Here is a 17,833-nt window from a genome sequence, read left to right as displayed (position 1 = left end):
GGAAGAGCTTGGCAGCTTGCCATCCCCTTTACCAGCTGCGCACCGGGCCGGTATCGAGGTGAACGAAGTTATCACGGGGATAGTAACCAACCCCACCCACCTTGAGCTGGAGCGCCGCCTTGCGCAGATGGGCCAGCTGTACGCCGGGGATCCGCACATCCACCGCCTGCCCCAGGGTGTGGTAGCTGTGTTTGGCCACGCCGTGGCTCTTGTGGCGCTTCTGACGATTGGTTGCCGGGGCGCGATAGCCGGAGATCAGCTGAATTTCGCTGCGCCGACCCAGCTTGTGCTGCAACAGAAACAGCTGATCAAACAGCTTCTTGTCGATGTTGAACACTTCGTTGCGCCGGTAATCGCGGAAGATGTGGTTGAGCTCGGCTAACCCGTCGCTCAGATAGTGGCCATTTTCCCAATAGCTGGCGCGCACCCGCTCGCCGGTATTGAGATTGAAGAAACTGAGTTCACGCCCGGTGGTACTGCGGCTGGCCAGTGCAGGGAAGGAGATCAGCGAGCTGCCCAGCAGGCAACCGGCTCCCAGCAACAGGCGACGTCGACTTATCTCTTGTTCCAGCATAAGGGGTTCGTCCATCGCAGATTCAAGCGAAAATAGTTGAATAAGATCACTGATTGAATGTGATACAGGCGCTTGAAACTACCCTCCGGCGGGGGGCCCTGTCAAACCTCAATCGCCCATAGAAAAGCCCGGCACAGGCCGGGCTTTTCACTCTGTGGCAGGGATCACAGCAGGCGGCTCTGGAAGCTGACCCGATCAAATCCGTAGATATCGTTACGCAATTGCTGGCGACCATTTTCGTCGAGCCAGCTGCTCCAGTAGACAGTAAAGACCGGGATCGGCGTGGTGAGCGGCAACCATTTGGTCTGGCTCTCCTTGAGGATATTGGCCACCTTGTCCGGCTGATAGCGGGAGTCCGCCAGCAACAGTTCGGCCAGATCGTCGGCATGCTCCACCCGGATGCAGCCCGAGCTGAAGGCGCGCGCCCCCTGTTCGAACAGCGCCTTGCGCGGAGTGGAGTGCAGATAGATGGCGTCATTGTTGGGCAGGTAGAACTTGTAGCGCCCCAGGGCATTGTGATCACCCGGCTTTTGCCGCAGGCGATAGGGGAAACCGGCGGCCAGCGCCTGATGCCACCCCTCTTCGGTGAACTGGACCGGATTGCCCTCGCTGTCGATCACCTCGAACTGCTCGCGACTCAGGTAGGCGGGATCCCGACCCAGCTTGGGCAGGATGTCCTTGCTCAGGATGGAGCGCGGCACATGCCAGGAGGGATTGAGCACGATGGAGCGAATTTCGCTGGCCAGAATGGGAGTGGCGCGCTGCTCCTTGCCGACGATGACCCGGCTGGTAAACACCTCGTTGCCGGACTCCACCACGCTCAGACGGTAGTCGGGAATATTGACCAGCACGTACCGGCCACCGGCGAGCTGATCCACCAGATCACGACGCCACAGGTTGCGCAGCAGCAGGCTGGCGCGCACTTGCGGGCCGGTATTGAGCCAGGAGCGGGTCTGACGACCGATAATGCCGTCCGCGGTGAGACCATGACGACGCTGGAACTGCTTGATGGCCTGCTCGGTATCACCATCGTAAATCTGATCACCATGGCTCGGGGCGCTGTCGCCCAGCTCGTTGAGCATGGCGCGGATTTGGCCGAGCTCGGCGGAGCTCTCTCCGGCACGCAGGGTCGGCATATCGAGGGTTGGCCACTTGCTGGCCATCGGCATCGCCAGCAGTTTGTGCACCTTGGCCCGCACCGCCTCGTATTCCGCCACCTGAGGGCGCAGGGATTTCACCTGGGTGAGCAGGTCATCATCGCTGGGCTGGGTCACCACAGGGCGGTTCAAATCGAGCTTGAGGGTCTTCATCTGCTCGCGCGAGACCAGATCCATCCCCCGCCAGGCGTGCTGGAAACGGCTCAACTTGGTAAAAATGTCGTCATAGATGGCACCACGCTTGTCTGCAGGGGTGGCCTGCAGACGCTTCCACAGCGTGAAAAAATCGGGATGCAGCTGGGCAAGCACAGCCTCTTGCAACTGCTGCTCCAGCTCGACACGGGCCTGTTCGGCCTGACTGCCCTGATACCAGTCGTGTCCGGTTTCACTGGCCGCCACCACAACTTGTGCTTCGGTCGCATGTACCGCGCCAGCGGGCAAACATCCCAGCCACACCAGATTGGCAAGGGCCAGCCAATACTTCATCCCCATGGGTACCTCAAAACGGTTTGTTCACTCTGTCGGGCCTGACAAGCAGACCCGATGCTCAGGCCGCTCATGATGCGTGAACGGCCAATACTTTGCTAGCGCCCGGGGGCATAACGCTGCCAGATAATGTCATACGCATCTGTCTCCTTGAACCGCGCCAACGCCTGATTAAATTGTTGCAAGAACTGCGGCGAAAAACTGCGTTTGCCCAACATAAAGAAGCTCGGCGATTCAGATACCACCATGGGATGGCTGGTGAACAGACCGCTCATCCCCTCCTTGTTAAGGGCGCTGGGGGTAGCCAGCATGTCACCAAGGAAACCGTCGATCCGCCCGCGGGCCAGCTTCTCAAAATTTTGCTGGTCGCTCACCGCACTCACCTGTTTGGCATAGCGAGCGAGCAGCGACATCACTTCCTCACCATAGAAGTACTCTTTGGTAACGCCGAGGGAGTAACCACTGGCCAGCCAGCTCGCCAGATCCTGTTCGGGATAGTGGCTGCCCTTGCGGATCCACAGCAAGGTGCGCCCCGGGTTGTAGGCGTCGGAAAACCAGGCATAACGAGCGCGCTCATCATTGATATTCGCCTCCATCGCCATGTCTATTTCGCCATGCTCCATTTCGTGCAGTACCCGCTTCCAGGGCAGCTCCACATAGTTGACCTTGCAGTGCATGGAAGTGAGCACAGCCGTCAGCACCTCGGCGGCATAACCGCGCACCTCTTGCGGTGAGTCGGCTTCGTAATAATGGTAGGGTGGCCAGTTATCGTAACCGACCTGAATAGGCTCGGGACACAGGGCCCTGGCCAATGCCATTGGCGCCCATAATCCAAGCAGCAGACAGCAAGAGATCCACTTCATATGTCATCCTTGACGAATAGGTGAGTCATCATAAATCGCCCCCTGCAAAATGGCGATAGAAGCCAGATGACTATCGCATCCGCTAGAAAATGACGCAGCAAAGCGCTTCTATTTGCCAATTGCCCTGCCGAAGCACCATTGGCAACCGGCGCCCCGCCAAACCTGTTTAACCGGGAAACAGCAACGTTTGGAACAGGGGTAAAAAGGGGTTAATATGTGACCAAATATTTTTTTGTGATCCACTATGCTTTTTTTGCAATTGGATTAGCATATGCGCGACATCGGCCTACCCATTCTGTCAGGCATAGAGAGTGATATGACGTACAAAAAGTTCGGTTTTTTGACTGCCATTCTGGCGTTAAGCGGTTTTTATCTTTACACCCTCTATCTGGCTGCTCACCCCAACGTGAGCCTGGCCTACAAACTCTATTATCTGGAAGGCAAGACCCGCTTCTGGGAACACAACTCCAGCATGACCTATCAGCCGGGTAACGAGCTCAATCTGACCAAGCCAAGCCGCTTCCTCTCCAGCGAAGGCTGGGCCAAGAAGCCGAGCGACGAAGGTACCCTGCTCAGCGGTCAGGGCGGTCTCTACTTTGTGCTGCCCAAGCAGGCAGCCAATCCGGATCAGCTTACCGTACAGGCCCGCATCAACAGCCCGGAAGCTGGTGCCCTGTTGAAAGTGGCGCTGGGTCACGACTTCACCACCACGGTGAAACTGGCCAAAGCGGGTATCAACGAAATCCGCCTCAGTCTGCCCGGCGACTCGCTCACGGCAGATCCCAAGCGCCCCAATTTTCTGGCGCTCTCGGCACCTACTCCCATCAATGTGCAGTCGGTACGTTTGACCGTAGCCCAGTGATCCTTGCCCCGAATACCATTTTATAAAAACAACTATCCCAAATAAGGACGTTCTTATGTCGCATCCAGATTTTCGACTCTCTCTGGTCGTTCCCGTTTACAACGAGGAAGAGAGCATCGATGCCTTCATCAACGCGATAGACAACGAACTGGCCCCGCTGAAAGACCAGCTTGAAATTGTATTCGTCAACGATGGCAGCCGTGACCGCACCCGTGAAGTGGTCGAGCAGGCCATCGCCCGCGATCCGCGCGTGACCCTGGTCAACCTGGCACGCAACTTCGGTAAAGAAGCGGCCCTGACCGCCGGTCTGCATCAGGCCAAAGGGGATGCCATCGTGCCGATGGACGTGGATCTACAAGATCCTCCTGCCCTGATCCTGGAGTTCGTCAAACTGTGGCAGACCGGTGACTATGACACCGTCTACGGCATCCGCGTCGATCGCAGCGCCGATACCCCGATGAAGCGCCTGACTGCCGGTGGCTTCTACCGCTTCTTCAACGCCCTCTCCACCAGCACCAAGCTGCCGGAAAACGCCGGTGACTTCCGTCTGATCGACCGTCGCGTGGTCGAGGCGATCAAGCTGCTGCCAGAGCGCAACCGCTTTATGAAGGGTCTGTTTGCCTGGGCCGGTTTCCGTGCCGTTGGCGTCCCTTACGAACGCCCTGCCCGTCACGCCGGTGAAACCAAGTTCAACTACTGGAAACTGTGGAACTTCGCCCTCGACGGTCTGCTCAGCTTCTCCAGCTGGCCGCTGCGGGTCTGGAGCTATGTGGGGGTCAGCGTCTCGCTGGTCGCCTTCCTCTATATCCTGAAAATCATCACCCAGGTGATCTTCTTCGGCATCGACGTGCCCGGTTACGCCTCCCTGATGTCCGTAGTGCTGTTCCTCGGCGGTATCCAGCTGCTGTCGCTCGGCATCATCGGCGAGTACATCGGCCGCATGTTCGTGGAAGTGAAACAGCGCCCGGTCTACCTCATTGAAGGGGTCTATGGCCAGTATGCCAAGCAGGATGCGGCCAAACCGCAGAGCGCTGACAGCAACCCGCAAGAGCAGCAGGAGCAGGCGCCTCAATGATCTCCCGCGAGGAATTCTGGCGGCTGGTACGTTTCGGTTTTGTCGGCGGGGGGGCTACTCTCGTCGACCTTGGCACCTCCATCGCACTGTTTCATACCTGGCCCACCATCTCGGAGCACCTGGTTACCACGCTGGCTTTTGCCATCGCATTCTGGTTCTCCTTCTTTGGTCACCGCTACATTACCTTCCAGAAGCAGGGAGCCGCCAGCAAGTTTCTGCTGGTCGCCCTCTTCTCGCTGGCGGTGCGTAACCTGATCCTGAGCGGCCTGCTGTTTGCGGGGCTCTCCGGTCTGCTACCGGTGGTCATCGCCACCCTGACCGTTACCGTCCTCACTTACGTTCTCTCTCGCGTCTGGGTTTTTGCCTGATGAATGATATGACCAATACTGCCCCGCTAACCGGGGCTGCACTCCCCTATCGCCCGTCACTGCGCATCAGCGGCCGTGACTGGCTGATGATCATCGCCGCCTTCATGCTGAGCCGGGTGGCGCTGTATGGCATGGGCTACTTCGGTGTCCAGCTCTATGGTTCCCCCGACATCGGCCCGCTGCAGGCCTATTGCCAGTTCGACTGCGTCTGGTTCCAGCGCATCATCGAAAACGGCTACGACCTCTACCCGCGCTGGCTGAGCAAGGGCAATGCGGCCAACTGGGCCTTTATGCCGCTCTATCCGATGGTCTCCGGTGCCATCTCCAACCTGTTCAATGTCGAGAGCCTGATCGGCCTCATTATTGTTACCAATATCTCTTTCTTCGCCAGCCTGCCGCTGATGCTGCTGGTGTTGCGTCAGCTCAAGCTGGGGGACGATACCGCCCGCTTCGGCGTCTGGCTGCTCGCCTTCTCCCCCTTCTCAGCCTACTTCGTCTCCGGTTATACCGAGTCGACCTTTATGGCGCTGATGCTGGGGATGTTCCTGTTCGCCTATCGGGAGCAGTGGCTGATGGTGGCCGTGCTGGGGGTCTGTATCTCCGCCACCCGCAACCTGGGGGTGATGATGGTCTTCCCGGTGCTGATCCTGGCGCTGCAGGCCTACGGCTGGCGGGAATTTTTCCGCTTTACCGAGCGCGCCTTCAAGGTGGTCTTCACCCTCTGGATGATCCCGTTTGGCCTGTTTGCCTACATGGTCTACCTCTATCACCTGACCGGCGATGCCTTCGCCTTCAAGCACATTCAGGTGGCCTGGGGTCGCTACATGGACAGCCCGCTGGACTGGTGGCTGAGCGGTTTCGAGCTGGGCGGCCGCAAGGCTTACCTCTCCATCATGGTGATCTTCGGCTGGTGCCTGAACGGCTACCTGTTCAGCCAGAAACGCTGGGCTGAAGCGACTCTGATGTTCATCTGCTGCACCATCCCGCTGATGACCGGCCTCAACGCCATGCCACGCTACATGTTCGGGCTCTACCCGACCCTGCTGGCCATCATTCTGCTGACCCATCGCTGGCCCGCCATCCGCCCTGCTGTGCTATGCATCAGCGGCATGGTGGCCTCCTTCATCGCGGTGGCCTTCGTCAACTTCAAGTTCTTCACCGTCTGATGTGACGACAAAGCCTGATACACCAAATGCCGGTCACCTGACCGGCATTTTTTATGGGCGCTATTTTTATCGACAGAGCGTCCCATCTCCTCTCCGTCACACTTTCCTCGGCTTGAAAACGTAACCATTTGAACTGACGTCACAAATCGGCATTTTGCCGATCCAAGGCGCGCTTTGCTGCTCCTAGAATGGGCCCTTGTCCGAACTGCCCTGCTCAAGGAATGGCTTATGCGTCGTGCTCATCACTTATCCCCTCTCTGGCTCGCCCTGCTGGCCGCCCCTCTGTTCACCCAACAGGCGATGGCCGCTCCCGAGGTTCACCTCTATGTGGATGGTCAGCCGGTCACGACCCCGATCGCGCTGGACAAGGGCACGGTGGAGCTGACCCATCCCCTTGCCAAAGGGAGCCACCAGATCCGCATCAGCGACCCGGGCAACAGTTGCGGCACCAGCTTTGGCCCGAGCGAGAGCAAGCCACTCCCCTTCGGCACCGCCCAACCCATGGACAAATGCAGCAAGGATCAGAGCTTTACCCTGCGGGTGATGCTGGCCGGGGAGTATCAGTTCACCTTCAACCCGGATACCCCCAGCCTCAAGGTGCTGCGGGCGACCAAGAAGAGCGAGTTCAAACGCCAGCCACCACAAGAGCCCTGCATCAGCTGGGATGGCGGCCCGGTCACGGTGTCGCTGAAAGGGGTTTGGCCCGACGGCACCCGACTGCGGGATGCCTACTCGAAACAGGAGGCAGTAGTCAAACAGGGCAAGCTGACCCTGACCCCGAGCAAAGAGAGCGGAGGCCTGCTGCTGCTCGAGCCGGTCAAGGCAGCCAAGCCAGCACCATTCAGCTGGGATCAGGCGAGCGTCTATTTTATGCTGACCGATCGCTTCCACAATGGTGACCCCGCCAACGACCACAGCTTCGGCCGCCAGAAGGATGGACAGGATGAGGTGGCCACCTGGCACGGCGGCGACTTCAAGGGGCTGACCGAGAAGCTCGACTACATCAAGAGCCTCGGCATGAACGCTATCTGGATCACCCCCATGGTGGAGCAGGTGCACGGCTTTATCGGCGGTGGCGAGCAGGGCAACTTCCCTTTCTACGCCTACCACGGATATTGGGCGCTCGACTTCACCAAGATTGACCCCAACTACGGCGATGAAGAGAGCCTGAAAACCCTGGTGGATGAGGCCCACAAACGCGGCATGCGGATCATCCTCGACGTGGTGATGAACCATGCCGGTTACGCCACCCTCGCCGACTTGCAGGATTTGGGGCTCACCGAACTGGCCCAGAATACAGCCAAGCTGCCGACCGTCTGGAACCAGTGGCGCCCGAGCGGTGGCCTCAACTGGCATGGCTACAACCAGTTCATCGACTATCAATCACCCGCGTGGAACAAGTGGTGGAGTGGTGACTGGGTGCGCGCCGGTCTGCCCGGCTACCCGCAGCCCGGCACCGACGATGTCACCGGCTCGGTGGCGGGGCTGCCGGACTTTCTCACCGAATCGACCAAACCGGTAGGGCTGCCGCCGTTGCTGGCCGCGAAAAAAGATACCCTCGCCAAGGCGCTGCCCGACGCGACCGTGAGCGACTACCTGATCGCCTGGCACACCGACTGGGTACGCCGCTTTGGCATCGACGGCTTCCGCGCCGACACTGTCAAGCATCTGGAGCCCGAGGTGTGGGCCAAGCTCAAGCAGGCGGGCACCGCTGCACTCAAGGAGTGGAAGACCAACAACCCGAGCAAGGCCCTCGACGATCTGCCCTTCTACATGGTGGGCGAGGTGTGGGATCACGGGGTGGCCAAGGATTTCTGGTATCAGAACGGTTTCGATTCCCTGATCAACTTCGACTATCAGCGCGAGTTCGCACTGTCACAGGCCCAGTGCATGGCCAGCGCCGAGCCCACCTATGCCAGCTACGCCAGCCGTATCAATCAGGATCCCGAGTTCAACGTGCTGAGCTACATCAGCTCCCATGACACCAAGCTGTTCTTTGGCGACTATCAGGATGTGCCGCTACAGCGCCGGGTCGCCAACAGCTTTATGCTGCTGCCGGGCGGCATCCAGCTCTACTACGGCGATGAGTCAGGCCGCGGGCTGGCCAAGGATGGCGGAGTGTTCGATCAGGCGCTGCGCTCGGACATGAACTGGCAGGAGCTGGCCAGCGGAGACAAGGCCGAGCTGGTCAAGCACTGGCAGCAACTGGGCCAGTTCCGCGCCGCCCATCCGGCCATTGCGGCTGGCAGCCACCAGAAACTCTCGGATACCCCCTACGCCTTCGTGCGGGAGAAGGGGGATGACAAGGTGGTGGTGGTCTTTGCCGGTCGGCAGAAGTAACTCTTGGGCCATATATACCAGCAACAGAGAGGGGAGCCACTGGCTCCCCTCTCTCGTTTATCTATCTGCCAAGGCTCACTGTGACTGGCGCGCCGCCACCGGCCACTGCAACCGCGCCTTGAGTAGGGTCTCCTGCCACAGAGGCCAAGAGAGCAGCGCCTGCTGATAGACTCGCGCCAGACCGGGCAACAGGATGCCGTAGCTGGCCAGCCGATAGGCCATCACCGCATAGAAGGCATCGACAATGCCCGCCTCGCCAAAGTAGAAGGGGCCCCGCGTCTGCGACCAGATCTCCTGCAAACGGGCCAGCTCACCGACCGCCTCCACCGGGGGATCGATACGGGTTGGCGCCCCAAGAAAGAAGGGGAGTAGAAAACGGATCTGCCGAAATCCTGCATGCAACTCGGCGCAGAGGCTGCGAGCCAGTGCCCGCTCGGCCAGCGAAACAGGATAGAGCTGGCGCTCGGGACAGAGCTCGTGAACATATTCGGCAATGGCCAGCGAGTCGTGAACCCGCACGCCATCGTGTTCGAGCCAGGGCACCAGACCGGCCGGTGCCAACCGCTTGAGCCGCGCCAGCGACTTGGCATCCTCCAGATCGAACACCTGCTCCTGCCACGTCAGCCCGCTCATGGCGAGCACCAGTGCCGCCCGCATCGCCCAGGTGGAGCCGGTGCCCACCGCCAATACCAAGGATCCCATCTGTTGCCTCCTGCATGAGTTGCCTGCGACCGGCCGATCTGCCCTGATGGCAAAACATCCGATGGTCGCTTCACATTTGCGCACCGGCGGGTTTGACCCTCTTGGTGAGCGATGCTAGTTTGATTTTTCAAAACAATCAGTTAGCAACAATGTGAGCCATTAACCGAAATATGGACAGCCAATTTACCATCGTCATCGCAGATGACCACCCCCTGTTTCGGGGCGCCCTATACCAAGCGGTGCACATGGCCATCAACGACGCCCAATTGCTGGAAGCGGACTCCATCGACAGCCTGACCAGCCTGCTCGGCGAGCACCCCGAGGTCGACCTGTTGCTGCTCGATCTCAAGATGCCGGGAGCCAATGGCTTCGAGGGGCTGGCCCACCTGCGCGGCCAATATCCCGACCTGCCCATAGTGGTGGTCTCCGCCTCGGAAGATGCGGCCATCATCCAGCAGGTGTTGCGGCTCGGGGCGCTCGGCTTCATTCCCAAATCGGTGCCGATGAAGGAGCTGGTCAATGCCCTCAATACGGTGATCGGGGGGGATAACTGGGTGCCGGAAGGCATCTCGCTCCATCCCGAATCGGAAGATGGCCCCGATTTCGCCAGCAAGCTGGCCAGCCTCACCCCCCAGCAATACAAGGTGCTGATCATGCTGCGCGACGGCAGCCTGAACAAACAGATCGCCTGGGAGCTCAACGTCTCAGAGGCCACCATCAAGGCGCATATCACCGCCATTTTCCGCAAGCTCGGGGTCAAGAACCGCACTCAGGCGGTTATCGCCCTGCAACAGCTCGATATCAAGGAGAGCTGAACCCCGAACGCGGCGACACAGGCCAGATGAGATCGCCAGCCATGCTGGCTATTTGTTGCTCGACAATTAGCACGATCGTACTTTATGCTGCCAGCGCCAACGAGGAGAGAGTGATGAGCAAGGGGCGTCTGACCCGGGAAAACATTTTGCAGACTGCCTTTGAGCAAGCGAGCCAGCAAGGGCTGGAGAGCCTGACCATCGGCTCGCTGGCCAGCGCCTGCGAAATGTCCAAAAGCGGCCTGTTTGCCCACTTTCAATCCCGCGACAATCTGCAGATCGCCGTGCTGGAGTACGCCGCCGAGGTCTTCCGGCTGCGGGTGATCCAGCCGGTACGCCAGCAGGAGCACCAGAGCCAGCACGACAAGCTGATCGCCCTGCTGCGCGCCTGGCAGGCGTGGAACCACTGCTTCGCCGGACGCTGCATGTTCCTCGACGCCTGGACCTCGGCGCAGGATGGCCATGAGCAAAAGAGCCAGGTGCAGCAAGCCGCCCGGCAACTGGTGCGCTTCTGGCTCGACTATCTGGCCCGTCAGGTGATGCAGGGGCAGACCGCTGGTGAGTGGCGACGGGAGATGGATCCCTGGCGCGCCGTTTATCGCCTCTATGGCCTCTATCTGGCGGATCAGGTGTTCAACGACCTCGAACTGTGTCAGGATCCGGCTCGCCACTTCTGGCCCGAAGTGGATGCTCTGCTCGCCAGCTGGCGCTGATGTTTTGGCATCCGTTCAACACGACTTTTTAAAAACCGACAAAAAAGCACGACCGTTCGCACATAAAAACCACAGGATGACCATGAGCAGCAAAATCTACTTCAACACCCGCCGCTTCAGCCCGAGCAAATGGCTGCTGGGGATCGGCACCCGGTTGCACCACAGACTCGCCCCCACCCATGCCAAGCGCACCGCCAGCAAGTTGCTGCTCACCCCCCAGCGCAACCAGCGCGGTGGCCACGAACCAGCCGGTCTGGTGAAGCAGGCCGTCCATACCAGCGAAGGGGTATTGATGAGCTATCGGCTCGGTCAGGGGCCGCTGTGGCTGCTGATGCACGGCTGGTCCGGCAGCGCCAGCCAGTTCTATCCGCTGATGAGCCATATCGCCGCGCAGGGTTTCACCGCAATTGCCTACGATCATCCGGCCCACGGCCAGAGCGCGGGCAACACTGGCCACCTGCCCCGTTTCGTACGTGCCTTCGACGAGCTGGCGACCAAGCTGGCCAGCGAAGCAGGCCCGCTGCACGGGGTCATCGCCCACAGCATGGGAGGCGCCGTCACCCTCTCCAGCCGTCAGCCGGGTATCGATACCCTGCCGCTGCTGTTGATTTCGCCGGTGCTCGACTATGTGCCCCAGCTCTACGGCATGGTGGCACGCTCCGGCTACTCCATCCGGCTGTTCGATGCGGTGGTCAAGGAGATTGAGCAGGAGTACCAGCACCCCTTGAGCACGGTCGATCCGCTGGGTCGCCTCGCCAGTCGCAGCGGTGCGGCAATGATCGTGCACGACGAGGAGGACAGATTCGCCCCCCATAGCGACTCCTTGCGGGCCAGTCAGGATGGTCATACCCGGCTGGTGAGCACCCGGGGTCTGGGCCACGGTCGCATCCTCGCCAGCGCCCCGGTATTCGCCGCCTTCGATCAGCTGGCGCGGCCGGAAAATCCTCACCGCGCCCTTTGACATGGGGCCATGAAAAAACGGGCGAGCGCCCGTTTTTATATTTGATACAGCGCCTTATAGTTAACTTGTCAGTGGGAACATTCTTGTCAGTACACAATAAGGCGCCAGCATATGGCCAGACCCAATACAGCGTTGTTGCTCACCGGTGGCGGTGCTCGCGCCGCCTATCAGGTCGGTGCCCTCAAGGCGATTGCGGAGCTCTACCCGCGCAATCTTGGCATCCCTTTTCCCATCCTCTGTGGCACCTCGGCGGGGGCCATCAATGTCACTGCACTGGCCTGCTACGCCTCCTGCTTCCATCTGGGAGTGCGCAAGCTGGAGTGGGTCTGGCGCCGCTTCGAGACTCACCACATCTTCGATTTTCACCCGGGGCGCCTGCTGTGGCGGTTGTTATACGAGGGGTCGGCGGGGCTGATCAACCCCCACACCAACCACGCCTTTCACCTCTTTGACAACGCGCCGCTGCACCGCCTGCTGGATCAGCTCATCGACTATCATCGGATCGATGATAACATCCTCTTCGGCAGTCTGGAGGCGCTCGCCATCACGGCGTCGGATTACGATGACGGCCTCTCCACCACCTTCTTTCAGGGGCGTGCCGACCACCATCCGTGGGAGCGGGCCAGACGGCGCGGGGTGCGCACAGTGCTTACATCTGAGCATCTGCTCGCCTCCTCGGCGCTCCCCTTCGTCTTTCCGGCCACCCGGATCGGCGAGAAGTTCTACGGCGACGGATCCATCCACCAGCTGAGCCCGCTCAGCCCCGCCATCCATCTGGGGGCGGAGCGGATCCTGCTGATCACCCTGGATCCGCCAGCCCACTCGGCACCGACCCATCATCACGGCCATCTCACCAGCTCCAATATTGCCAGCCATCTGCTCGATACGGTCTTTACCGACACCCTCAACTCCGATCTGGAGCGGCTATGGCGCATCAACCAGACTCTGGATCTTATCCCTGAGCGGGAGCGCAATCGCCTCAAGCTGAAGCGGGTGGAGACCTGCGTGCTGAAACCGAGTCAGGATCTCGACACCATCGCACTGGCCTACCTGCGCAAACTGCCGCTAAAGTTGCGCCGCCTGTTGCGGGTGCTGGGTGTGAAGGGGGATGAGACCAGCAGTCTGGCCAGCTTTTTGATGTTCTATCCGGGTTATTGTCAGCAGCTGATCAAGCTGGGCTATCAGGACACCCTGAGGGAGCGGGAGCGGGTCGTCGCCTTCCTCGATATCGAAGGGCTACCAAAAGAGCGGGAGTAAAGGGGGTAACCGATGAGTGCAAGGGGACTCAGCGCCCCTCCAGCAAACGCTGCTCCGCCTGTTCCATCGCCACCACGGTACCAAACAGGATCAGCCGATCGCCAGCTGCCAGCACCAGCTCGGGTCTGGGTTCCAGACTTTGATCGCCGCGCTGCACCTCCTTGATCCGCACCTCATCGAGCGGCAGCTCACGCACTTCACGGCCTACCGCCCACGCCTGATCGTGCAGAAACAGCGGGTGGAGACGTTCAAGCAGCTGATCCGCCTCCAGATTGCTGGCACTCTGATCCCCCCAGTAGAAGCCGTGCAGGAAGCGATATTGGCTGCTGCGCTCCAGCTCCATCCGGCGGATCACCCGGCCGATAGGGATATCGCAGTTGAGCAGCAGGTGGGAGACCAACATCAGGGCCCCCTCCTGGGATTCGGGGATCACCTCGAAGGCCCCCGCCTGCTTGTACTGCTCCAGAAAGCTGTCGTCCCGGGTGCGCACCAGCACCTTGAGATCCCCCGCCAGTTCGCGGATCAGTGCCAGCATCGCCTCCACCCGCTTGCGATCATCGAAGGTGATGATCACCAGCCGTGCCCGCAACAACCCGGCGGCCAGCAGAATATCGCGGCGGCTGGCGTCGCCGAAGGCCACCTGCTCCCCCGCCAGCTTGGCCTCGCTCACCCGCTCCGGGTCGAGGTCGAGGGCCAGAAAGGGGATCTCCTCGAGCTTGAGGAAGCGGGCGCAGGTCTGCCCGGCCCGGCCAAACCCGGCGATGATGACGTGCTGGCTCTTGCTCAGGCCCGACTGTGCCACCTCGGAGCGAGTCAGCAGCGCCGGATCGGTGAGGCTGCGGGCCAGCGAATGGGCCTGAGTCACCAGCCAAGGGGTCATGGCGATGGAGATGATCCCAATGCCGATCAGCAGGGAGACCAGCTGCTGATCCAGCAGGCCGTGGTGGAGCGCCAGCGCCAGCAGCACGAAGCCGAACTCCCCCACCTGACTGAGCATGATGCCGGCGGCCATGCTGTCGCGCTTTCGCTCCCCCATCAGCCGCCCGGCCAGCAGCACCAGCAGGGATTTGCACAGCACCAGCAGCACCACGCAAATCAGTACCTGCCACCAAGCCCGCGCCACCAGCTCCCACTCCATAGCCATGCCGATGGTGATAAAGAAGAGCCCCATCAGCACGTCGCGAAAGGGCTTGATGTCCACCTCCAGCTGATGACGGTAGTGGGACTCCCCCAGCATCATCCCCGCCAGAAACGCCCCCAGCGCCATCGACAGCCCGAGTGAATGGGTCATGTAGGCAGCCAGCAGCGCCACCAGCAGGGCACTCAGCACGAACAACTCGTCGGAGCGGGCTCGCGCCACCTCGTGAAACAGCAGCGGCAGCAACCACTTGCCCACCGCCAGCAGAGTGAAGAGAGCAAACAGCCCCTTGAGGGTGGCCCAGGCGATCTCGGCGGCCAGCGCACTCCCCTGCACTTCCGGCTGGGCGAGGATCGGGATCATCACCAGCAGGGGCACCACCGCCAGATCCTGAAACAGCAGCACGCTCACCCCCAGCTGGGCGCGGCGGGTATGGAGCTGCTTCTGCTCGCCGAGCTGCTTGATCACCACAGCCGTCGAGGAGAGTGCCAACGTTCCCGCCACCACCAGCGACTGGGCCAGACCCAGCCCCCACCACCAGCCGATGGCGAAGAAGAGCAGTGACGTGAGCAGCACCTGCAACATCCCCACCCCCAGCACCAACCGGCGCATCGCCAGCAATTTCGGCAGGGAGAACTCCAGCCCCAGCGAGAACATCAGAAAGACGATCCCGAGCTCGGCAATGGTCTGCATGATCGACTGGCCGGTGATCACCGCCAGCCCGTGGGGGCCGAGCAAGACGCCGGCAATCAGGTAGGCAAGGATGACCGGCAAGCCGAGGCGCCGGAAAGTTGCCACCAGCAGAACGGCGGCGAACAGCAGGATCAACAGGTCGGTGTACAAATTTTCCTCTCCTTTTATCGACTTAAGCTTAGTCAGCCGATCTGGCGGGCAGGAAAGATATATTGGGCATGCCAATTGCAGGGAGGAGACAGTAGTCAGGTGTTACAGGTGGAAGACCATGGAAAATACGTCGTCACTTAATGGCTTTAGCCATGGCATCGAGCAGTGGGTTCGCCAGATGGAGCGGCTCACGCCGTTGCCCAGCGTTGAACGCAACCAGTTGCTCGAGCAGTTGTTGGGGCAGAGCGATCTCGGCGGTCTGCTGACAACTTTTGCCGATCGTGCGGCAAGAATTGTCAGGATCCACGGTCTCTACCTCGATTGTGGCCAGCCCCATGTGCTGATCCAGCACCCGCCGCTGGCCACCCTCAACCTGCACAACTATCCGTTCGAGCTGCGCGGTCAGCATGGCCAGCTGCTCGGCCAGCTTCACTACGAGCTGGAACATCCGCTGAGCGGCAGCCAGCAACGGGTACTGATGCAATACCATCAGCTGCTCTGCCTGCTGCTGCCCCTCTATCTGCGGCTGGAAAAACTGGATCAGCTGGTCCGGCTCGATCACCTGACCGGCCTTGGCAACCGCTCCTACTTTGACGAGGCTATCGGTCGCGCCATCGAGCAGCACAGCCGAGAGCCCCACGGTCTGGTGCTGGTGCTGCTGGATCTCGATCGCTTCAAGCAGATCAATGACACCTGGGGTCATCCGGTGGGGGATCTGGTGCTGAGCCGCTTCGCCCAGCTGCTCAAGGGGTGTATCCGCAGCACGGATCAAGCCTTCCGGCTCGGGGGAGATGAATTTGCCCTGCTGCTGCAACCGGCCGAACCCGAGGCGTGGCGCCCGGTCTGGCTGCGACTGCAGCATATGTTGATGACCAACAAGGAGCTCAGCACCTTCTCGGTCGGATGCAGCCTTGGCGCCGCCAGCTGGCAATCCGGGGTCGATGTGCCGAGCCTCTACGAGGCGGCCGACAGCCACCTCTACGCCCGCAAAAAAGCCGGCAAGGCCAGCCCTAACGAATAATCCCGAACTCTTCTTTGCTCCGGCACATGCGTGCCATGTGACCGGAGCTTCTTTTTTTGGGGTCCCCGCTCACACCGATCACCTCAGGAAAGATCCTGCTCGGGCAGAACCGGGGCGGCACCGCTCCCCTGCCAGTGACACACCAGCCCGGCACCCTGTGCCATAAAACCGTCGCAGACAAAAAGCCCCACCACCGCCGCCACCTGCTCGCCATAGTAGAGGATGGGGATGCGCCCACGCTGCCACGAAGGCACGCCATACTCCTGCAAAAGCTTTTTCATCCGCCGACTGCCGCTCCGCCCAACCGGTTTGAGGGGGATCCCGGGCGCCACCTGAAAACGCACCGAGATCGGTTCATTCGCTCGGGGGGCACGCAACAGATCCTCGCCGTGCTCCGCCATGCGCACCACCAGCTCGCCCAAACCATCCGGCAGGGTCAGCGGCTCGCCCACAATCATCGGCAACACCTGATGACAAGGTTGCAAGTCAGGGCTCACCAGATAGAGCCGCTCCTGAAAACGGCGGCAGCTCTGGCGCCCCCAGTTGAGCTGGGGGTTGGCATCGCCGCGCGCCAACGCGACCTCCTGCCACAACCGGGCAAGCTGCTCGCGGGATGGCATCTCCCCCCCCTGACGGCGGATCCAGTAGCGCAGCAGGTTGTTGCGCCGGGTGGGAGAGAGGGCGTGCAGCGGGCCGATATGGAGCGCCTCCCCCTCGCCCGCCAGCTGCCAGTCACTCTCGGCCAACTCATCCAGCAGCGCCTCCTGCTCGGCGCACAGGGCCATGCTGCGCGCCGCGGTCTGGGCCATGGCGGGCCAGCGCGCCTTGAGCTGGGGGATAAGCGTCTGGCGCAAAAAGTTGCGGTCATAGCTCACGTCCTGATTGCTCTCATCTTCCACCCAGCCAAAGGGGAGGCTCGCCGCCGCCTCGGCCAGCTCGGCACGACTCATATCGAGCAGCGGGCGCAGCAACAGGCCACCGGCAAAGGGCTGGCTTGGCAAGATCCCCGCCAGACCGCGCAGACCGGCGCCGCGCTTGAGGGCCAGCAGCAGGGTCTCCAGCTGATCGTCCTGATGGTGAGCGGTGAGCAGCCACTCCCCCTCCCGCATCCGGGCGGTCAGCCGCTGATAACGGGCGGTGCGAGCCTGCGCCTCCAGACTCTCGCCATTGCCACGGGCCAGAGTCACTCGCTCGACCAGCAGCTCCACCGCCAATTGCTGACACACGGCGTCACAATGAGCGACCCACTCATCGGCATGGGGACTGAGGCCGTGGTGCACGTGCAGGGCGCGAAGTGACAGGCTGTGCTCGCGGGCATACTGCGCTGCCAGCACCAGCAGCAGGGTAGAGTCGAGGCCGCCACTGAAGGCCACCAGCAGACCGGTGGAACCTTCCGGCGCTGGCATAGTCAGACAAAAGCGAGAATAAAGATGAGAAATCATAGGCTTCCCCAAAACGGACCGGCTGATCTTAGCAGAGTCGGGCTTATCAAGCT

Annotated in this window: 16 protein-coding genes; 10 read left to right on the top strand and 6 right to left on the bottom strand. The window is 61.0% G+C overall.

What is annotated here, in order from left to right:
- Positions 1-28: 28 nt before the first annotated feature.
- From G5306_RS09875 to G5306_RS09865, 3 genes are all read right to left on the bottom strand, one after another.
- On the bottom strand, positions 29-574 hold the full coding sequence (locus G5306_RS09875) for a DUF882 domain-containing protein (RefSeq protein ID WP_421202826.1): 546 nt from the start codon (positions 572-574) through the stop codon (positions 29-31).
- 164 nt (positions 575-738) lie between these two features.
- Positions 739-2,223, bottom strand: a complete 1,485-nt coding sequence (locus tag G5306_RS09870) for a L,D-transpeptidase family protein (RefSeq protein ID WP_139432734.1) — start codon at positions 2,221-2,223, stop codon at positions 739-741.
- A 92-nt stretch (positions 2,224-2,315) separates the two neighbouring features.
- Positions 2,316-3,080 carry a substrate-binding periplasmic protein gene (locus G5306_RS09865; RefSeq protein ID WP_421312801.1) on the bottom strand — a complete coding sequence of 255 codons (765 nt, stop codon included), beginning with the start codon at positions 3,078-3,080 and terminating at the stop codon, positions 2,316-2,318.
- A gap of 316 nt (positions 3,081-3,396) precedes the next feature.
- Here G5306_RS09865 and G5306_RS09860 point away from each other — a divergent pair, with 316 nt between their 5' ends.
- The 5 genes from G5306_RS09860 to G5306_RS09840 all read left to right on the top strand — a co-directional run bounded on the left by G5306_RS09860 (position 3,397) and on the right by G5306_RS09840 (position 8,891).
- Positions 3,397-3,942, top strand: a complete 546-nt coding sequence (locus G5306_RS09860; protein WP_041202288.1) for a hypothetical protein — start codon at positions 3,397-3,399, stop codon at positions 3,940-3,942.
- A 55-nt stretch (positions 3,943-3,997) separates the two neighbouring features.
- Positions 3,998-5,017, top strand: a complete 1,020-nt coding sequence (locus G5306_RS09855; protein ID WP_058056731.1) for a glycosyltransferase family 2 protein — start codon at positions 3,998-4,000, stop codon at positions 5,015-5,017.
- The gene (locus tag G5306_RS09850; protein WP_005338463.1) at positions 5,014-5,385 is read left to right on the top strand and encodes a GtrA family protein; all 372 of its coding nucleotides are present in this window, start codon (positions 5,014-5,016) and stop codon (positions 5,383-5,385) included. Before G5306_RS09855 ends, G5306_RS09850 begins: the two co-directional genes overlap by 4 nt.
- Entirely contained in the window at positions 5,385-6,551 is a 1,167-nt protein-coding gene (locus tag G5306_RS09845) for a hypothetical protein (protein ID WP_005338464.1), read from the top strand. The genes G5306_RS09850 and G5306_RS09845 overlap by 1 nt, the downstream gene beginning before the upstream one ends.
- Positions 6,552-6,779: 228 nt before the next feature.
- Positions 6,780-8,891 carry an alpha-amylase gene (locus G5306_RS09840; RefSeq protein ID WP_421312800.1) on the top strand — a complete coding sequence of 704 codons (2,112 nt, stop codon included), beginning with the start codon at positions 6,780-6,782 and terminating at the stop codon, positions 8,889-8,891.
- 75 nt (positions 8,892-8,966) lie between these two features.
- Here G5306_RS09840 and G5306_RS09835 read toward each other — a convergent pair whose 3' ends face one another.
- Entirely contained in the window at positions 8,967-9,593 is a 627-nt protein-coding gene (locus G5306_RS09835; RefSeq protein ID WP_421312799.1) for a glutathione S-transferase N-terminal domain-containing protein, read from the bottom strand.
- Positions 9,594-9,763: 170 nt separating this feature from the next.
- Here G5306_RS09835 and G5306_RS09830 point away from each other — a divergent pair, with 170 nt between their 5' ends.
- From G5306_RS09830 to G5306_RS09815, 4 genes are all read left to right on the top strand, one after another.
- Positions 9,764-10,408 (top strand): response regulator, encoded by a 645-nt coding sequence (locus G5306_RS09830; RefSeq protein WP_005338467.1) that lies wholly within the window; start codon positions 9,764-9,766, stop codon positions 10,406-10,408.
- A 113-nt stretch (positions 10,409-10,521) separates the two neighbouring features.
- Positions 10,522-11,118, top strand: a complete 597-nt coding sequence (locus G5306_RS09825) for a TetR/AcrR family transcriptional regulator (protein WP_421312798.1) — start codon at positions 10,522-10,524, stop codon at positions 11,116-11,118.
- Positions 11,119-11,200: 82 nt separating this feature from the next.
- Positions 11,201-12,079: an alpha/beta hydrolase gene (locus G5306_RS09820; protein WP_270904695.1), complete on the top strand. Its 879-nt coding sequence runs from the start codon at positions 11,201-11,203 to the stop codon at positions 12,077-12,079.
- 111 nt (positions 12,080-12,190) lie between these two features.
- Complete coding sequence (locus G5306_RS09815) at positions 12,191-13,336, top strand: patatin-like phospholipase family protein (protein ID WP_421312797.1); 1,146 nt, start codon at positions 12,191-12,193, stop codon at positions 13,334-13,336.
- A 28-nt stretch (positions 13,337-13,364) separates the two neighbouring features.
- On the opposite strand, the gene G5306_RS09810 is transcribed toward G5306_RS09815, so the two are convergent.
- Positions 13,365-15,317: a cation:proton antiporter gene (locus G5306_RS09810; RefSeq protein WP_421312796.1), complete on the bottom strand. Its 1,953-nt coding sequence runs from the start codon at positions 15,315-15,317 to the stop codon at positions 13,365-13,367.
- Positions 15,318-15,435: 118 nt separating this feature from the next.
- Here G5306_RS09810 and G5306_RS09805 point away from each other — a divergent pair, with 118 nt between their 5' ends.
- On the top strand, positions 15,436-16,338 hold the full coding sequence (locus G5306_RS09805) for a GGDEF domain-containing protein (RefSeq protein WP_005347848.1): 903 nt from the start codon (positions 15,436-15,438) through the stop codon (positions 16,336-16,338).
- A gap of 83 nt (positions 16,339-16,421) precedes the next feature.
- Here the strand turns inward: G5306_RS09805 and tilS are convergent, their stop codons facing one another.
- A complete protein-coding gene (gene tilS / locus G5306_RS09800; protein ID WP_421312795.1) occupies positions 16,422-17,780 on the bottom strand; it encodes a tRNA lysidine(34) synthetase TilS in 1,359 nt (452 codons plus the stop codon).
- Between the last annotated feature and the right edge of the window lie 53 nt (positions 17,781-17,833).

It is taken from the genome of Aeromonas sp. 603404 (assembly GCF_049171775.1).
Lineage (GTDB): Bacteria > Pseudomonadota > Gammaproteobacteria > Enterobacterales > Aeromonadaceae > Aeromonas > Aeromonas veronii_A.
The sequence above is the reverse complement of the archived record's forward strand: the minus strand, read 5'-3'. Positions and strand labels throughout refer to the sequence as shown.

Bases quoted from the DNA above. Each gene is read 5' to 3' on its own strand.
- G5306_RS09875 (WP_421202826.1), bottom strand. From the start codon at position 574: ATGCTGGAACAAGAGATAAGTCGACGTCGCCTGTTGCTGGGAGCCGGT.
- G5306_RS09870 (WP_139432734.1), bottom strand. From the start codon at position 2,223: ATGGGGATGAAGTATTGGCTGGCCCTTGCCAATCTGGTGTGGCTGGGA.
- G5306_RS09865 (WP_421312801.1), bottom strand. From the start codon at position 3,080: ATGAAGTGGATCTCTTGCTGTCTGCTGCTTGGATTATGGGCGCCAATG.
- G5306_RS09860 (WP_041202288.1), top strand. From the start codon at position 3,397: ATGACGTACAAAAAGTTCGGTTTTTTGACTGCCATTCTGGCGTTAAGC.
- G5306_RS09855 (WP_058056731.1), top strand. From the start codon at position 3,998: ATGTCGCATCCAGATTTTCGACTCTCTCTGGTCGTTCCCGTTTACAAC.
- G5306_RS09850 (WP_005338463.1), top strand. From the start codon at position 5,014: ATGATCTCCCGCGAGGAATTCTGGCGGCTGGTACGTTTCGGTTTTGTC.
- G5306_RS09845 (WP_005338464.1), top strand. From the start codon at position 5,385: ATGAATGATATGACCAATACTGCCCCGCTAACCGGGGCTGCACTCCCC.
- G5306_RS09840 (WP_421312800.1), top strand. From the start codon at position 6,780: ATGCGTCGTGCTCATCACTTATCCCCTCTCTGGCTCGCCCTGCTGGCC.
- G5306_RS09835 (WP_421312799.1), bottom strand. From the start codon at position 9,593: ATGGGATCCTTGGTATTGGCGGTGGGCACCGGCTCCACCTGGGCGATG.
- G5306_RS09830 (WP_005338467.1), top strand. From the start codon at position 9,764: ATGGACAGCCAATTTACCATCGTCATCGCAGATGACCACCCCCTGTTT.
- G5306_RS09825 (WP_421312798.1), top strand. From the start codon at position 10,522: ATGAGCAAGGGGCGTCTGACCCGGGAAAACATTTTGCAGACTGCCTTT.
- G5306_RS09820 (WP_270904695.1), top strand. From the start codon at position 11,201: ATGAGCAGCAAAATCTACTTCAACACCCGCCGCTTCAGCCCGAGCAAA.
- G5306_RS09815 (WP_421312797.1), top strand. From the start codon at position 12,191: ATGGCCAGACCCAATACAGCGTTGTTGCTCACCGGTGGCGGTGCTCGC.
- G5306_RS09805 (WP_005347848.1), top strand. From the start codon at position 15,436: ATGGAAAATACGTCGTCACTTAATGGCTTTAGCCATGGCATCGAGCAG.
- tilS (WP_421312795.1), bottom strand. From the start codon at position 17,780: ATGATTTCTCATCTTTATTCTCGCTTTTGTCTGACTATGCCAGCGCCG.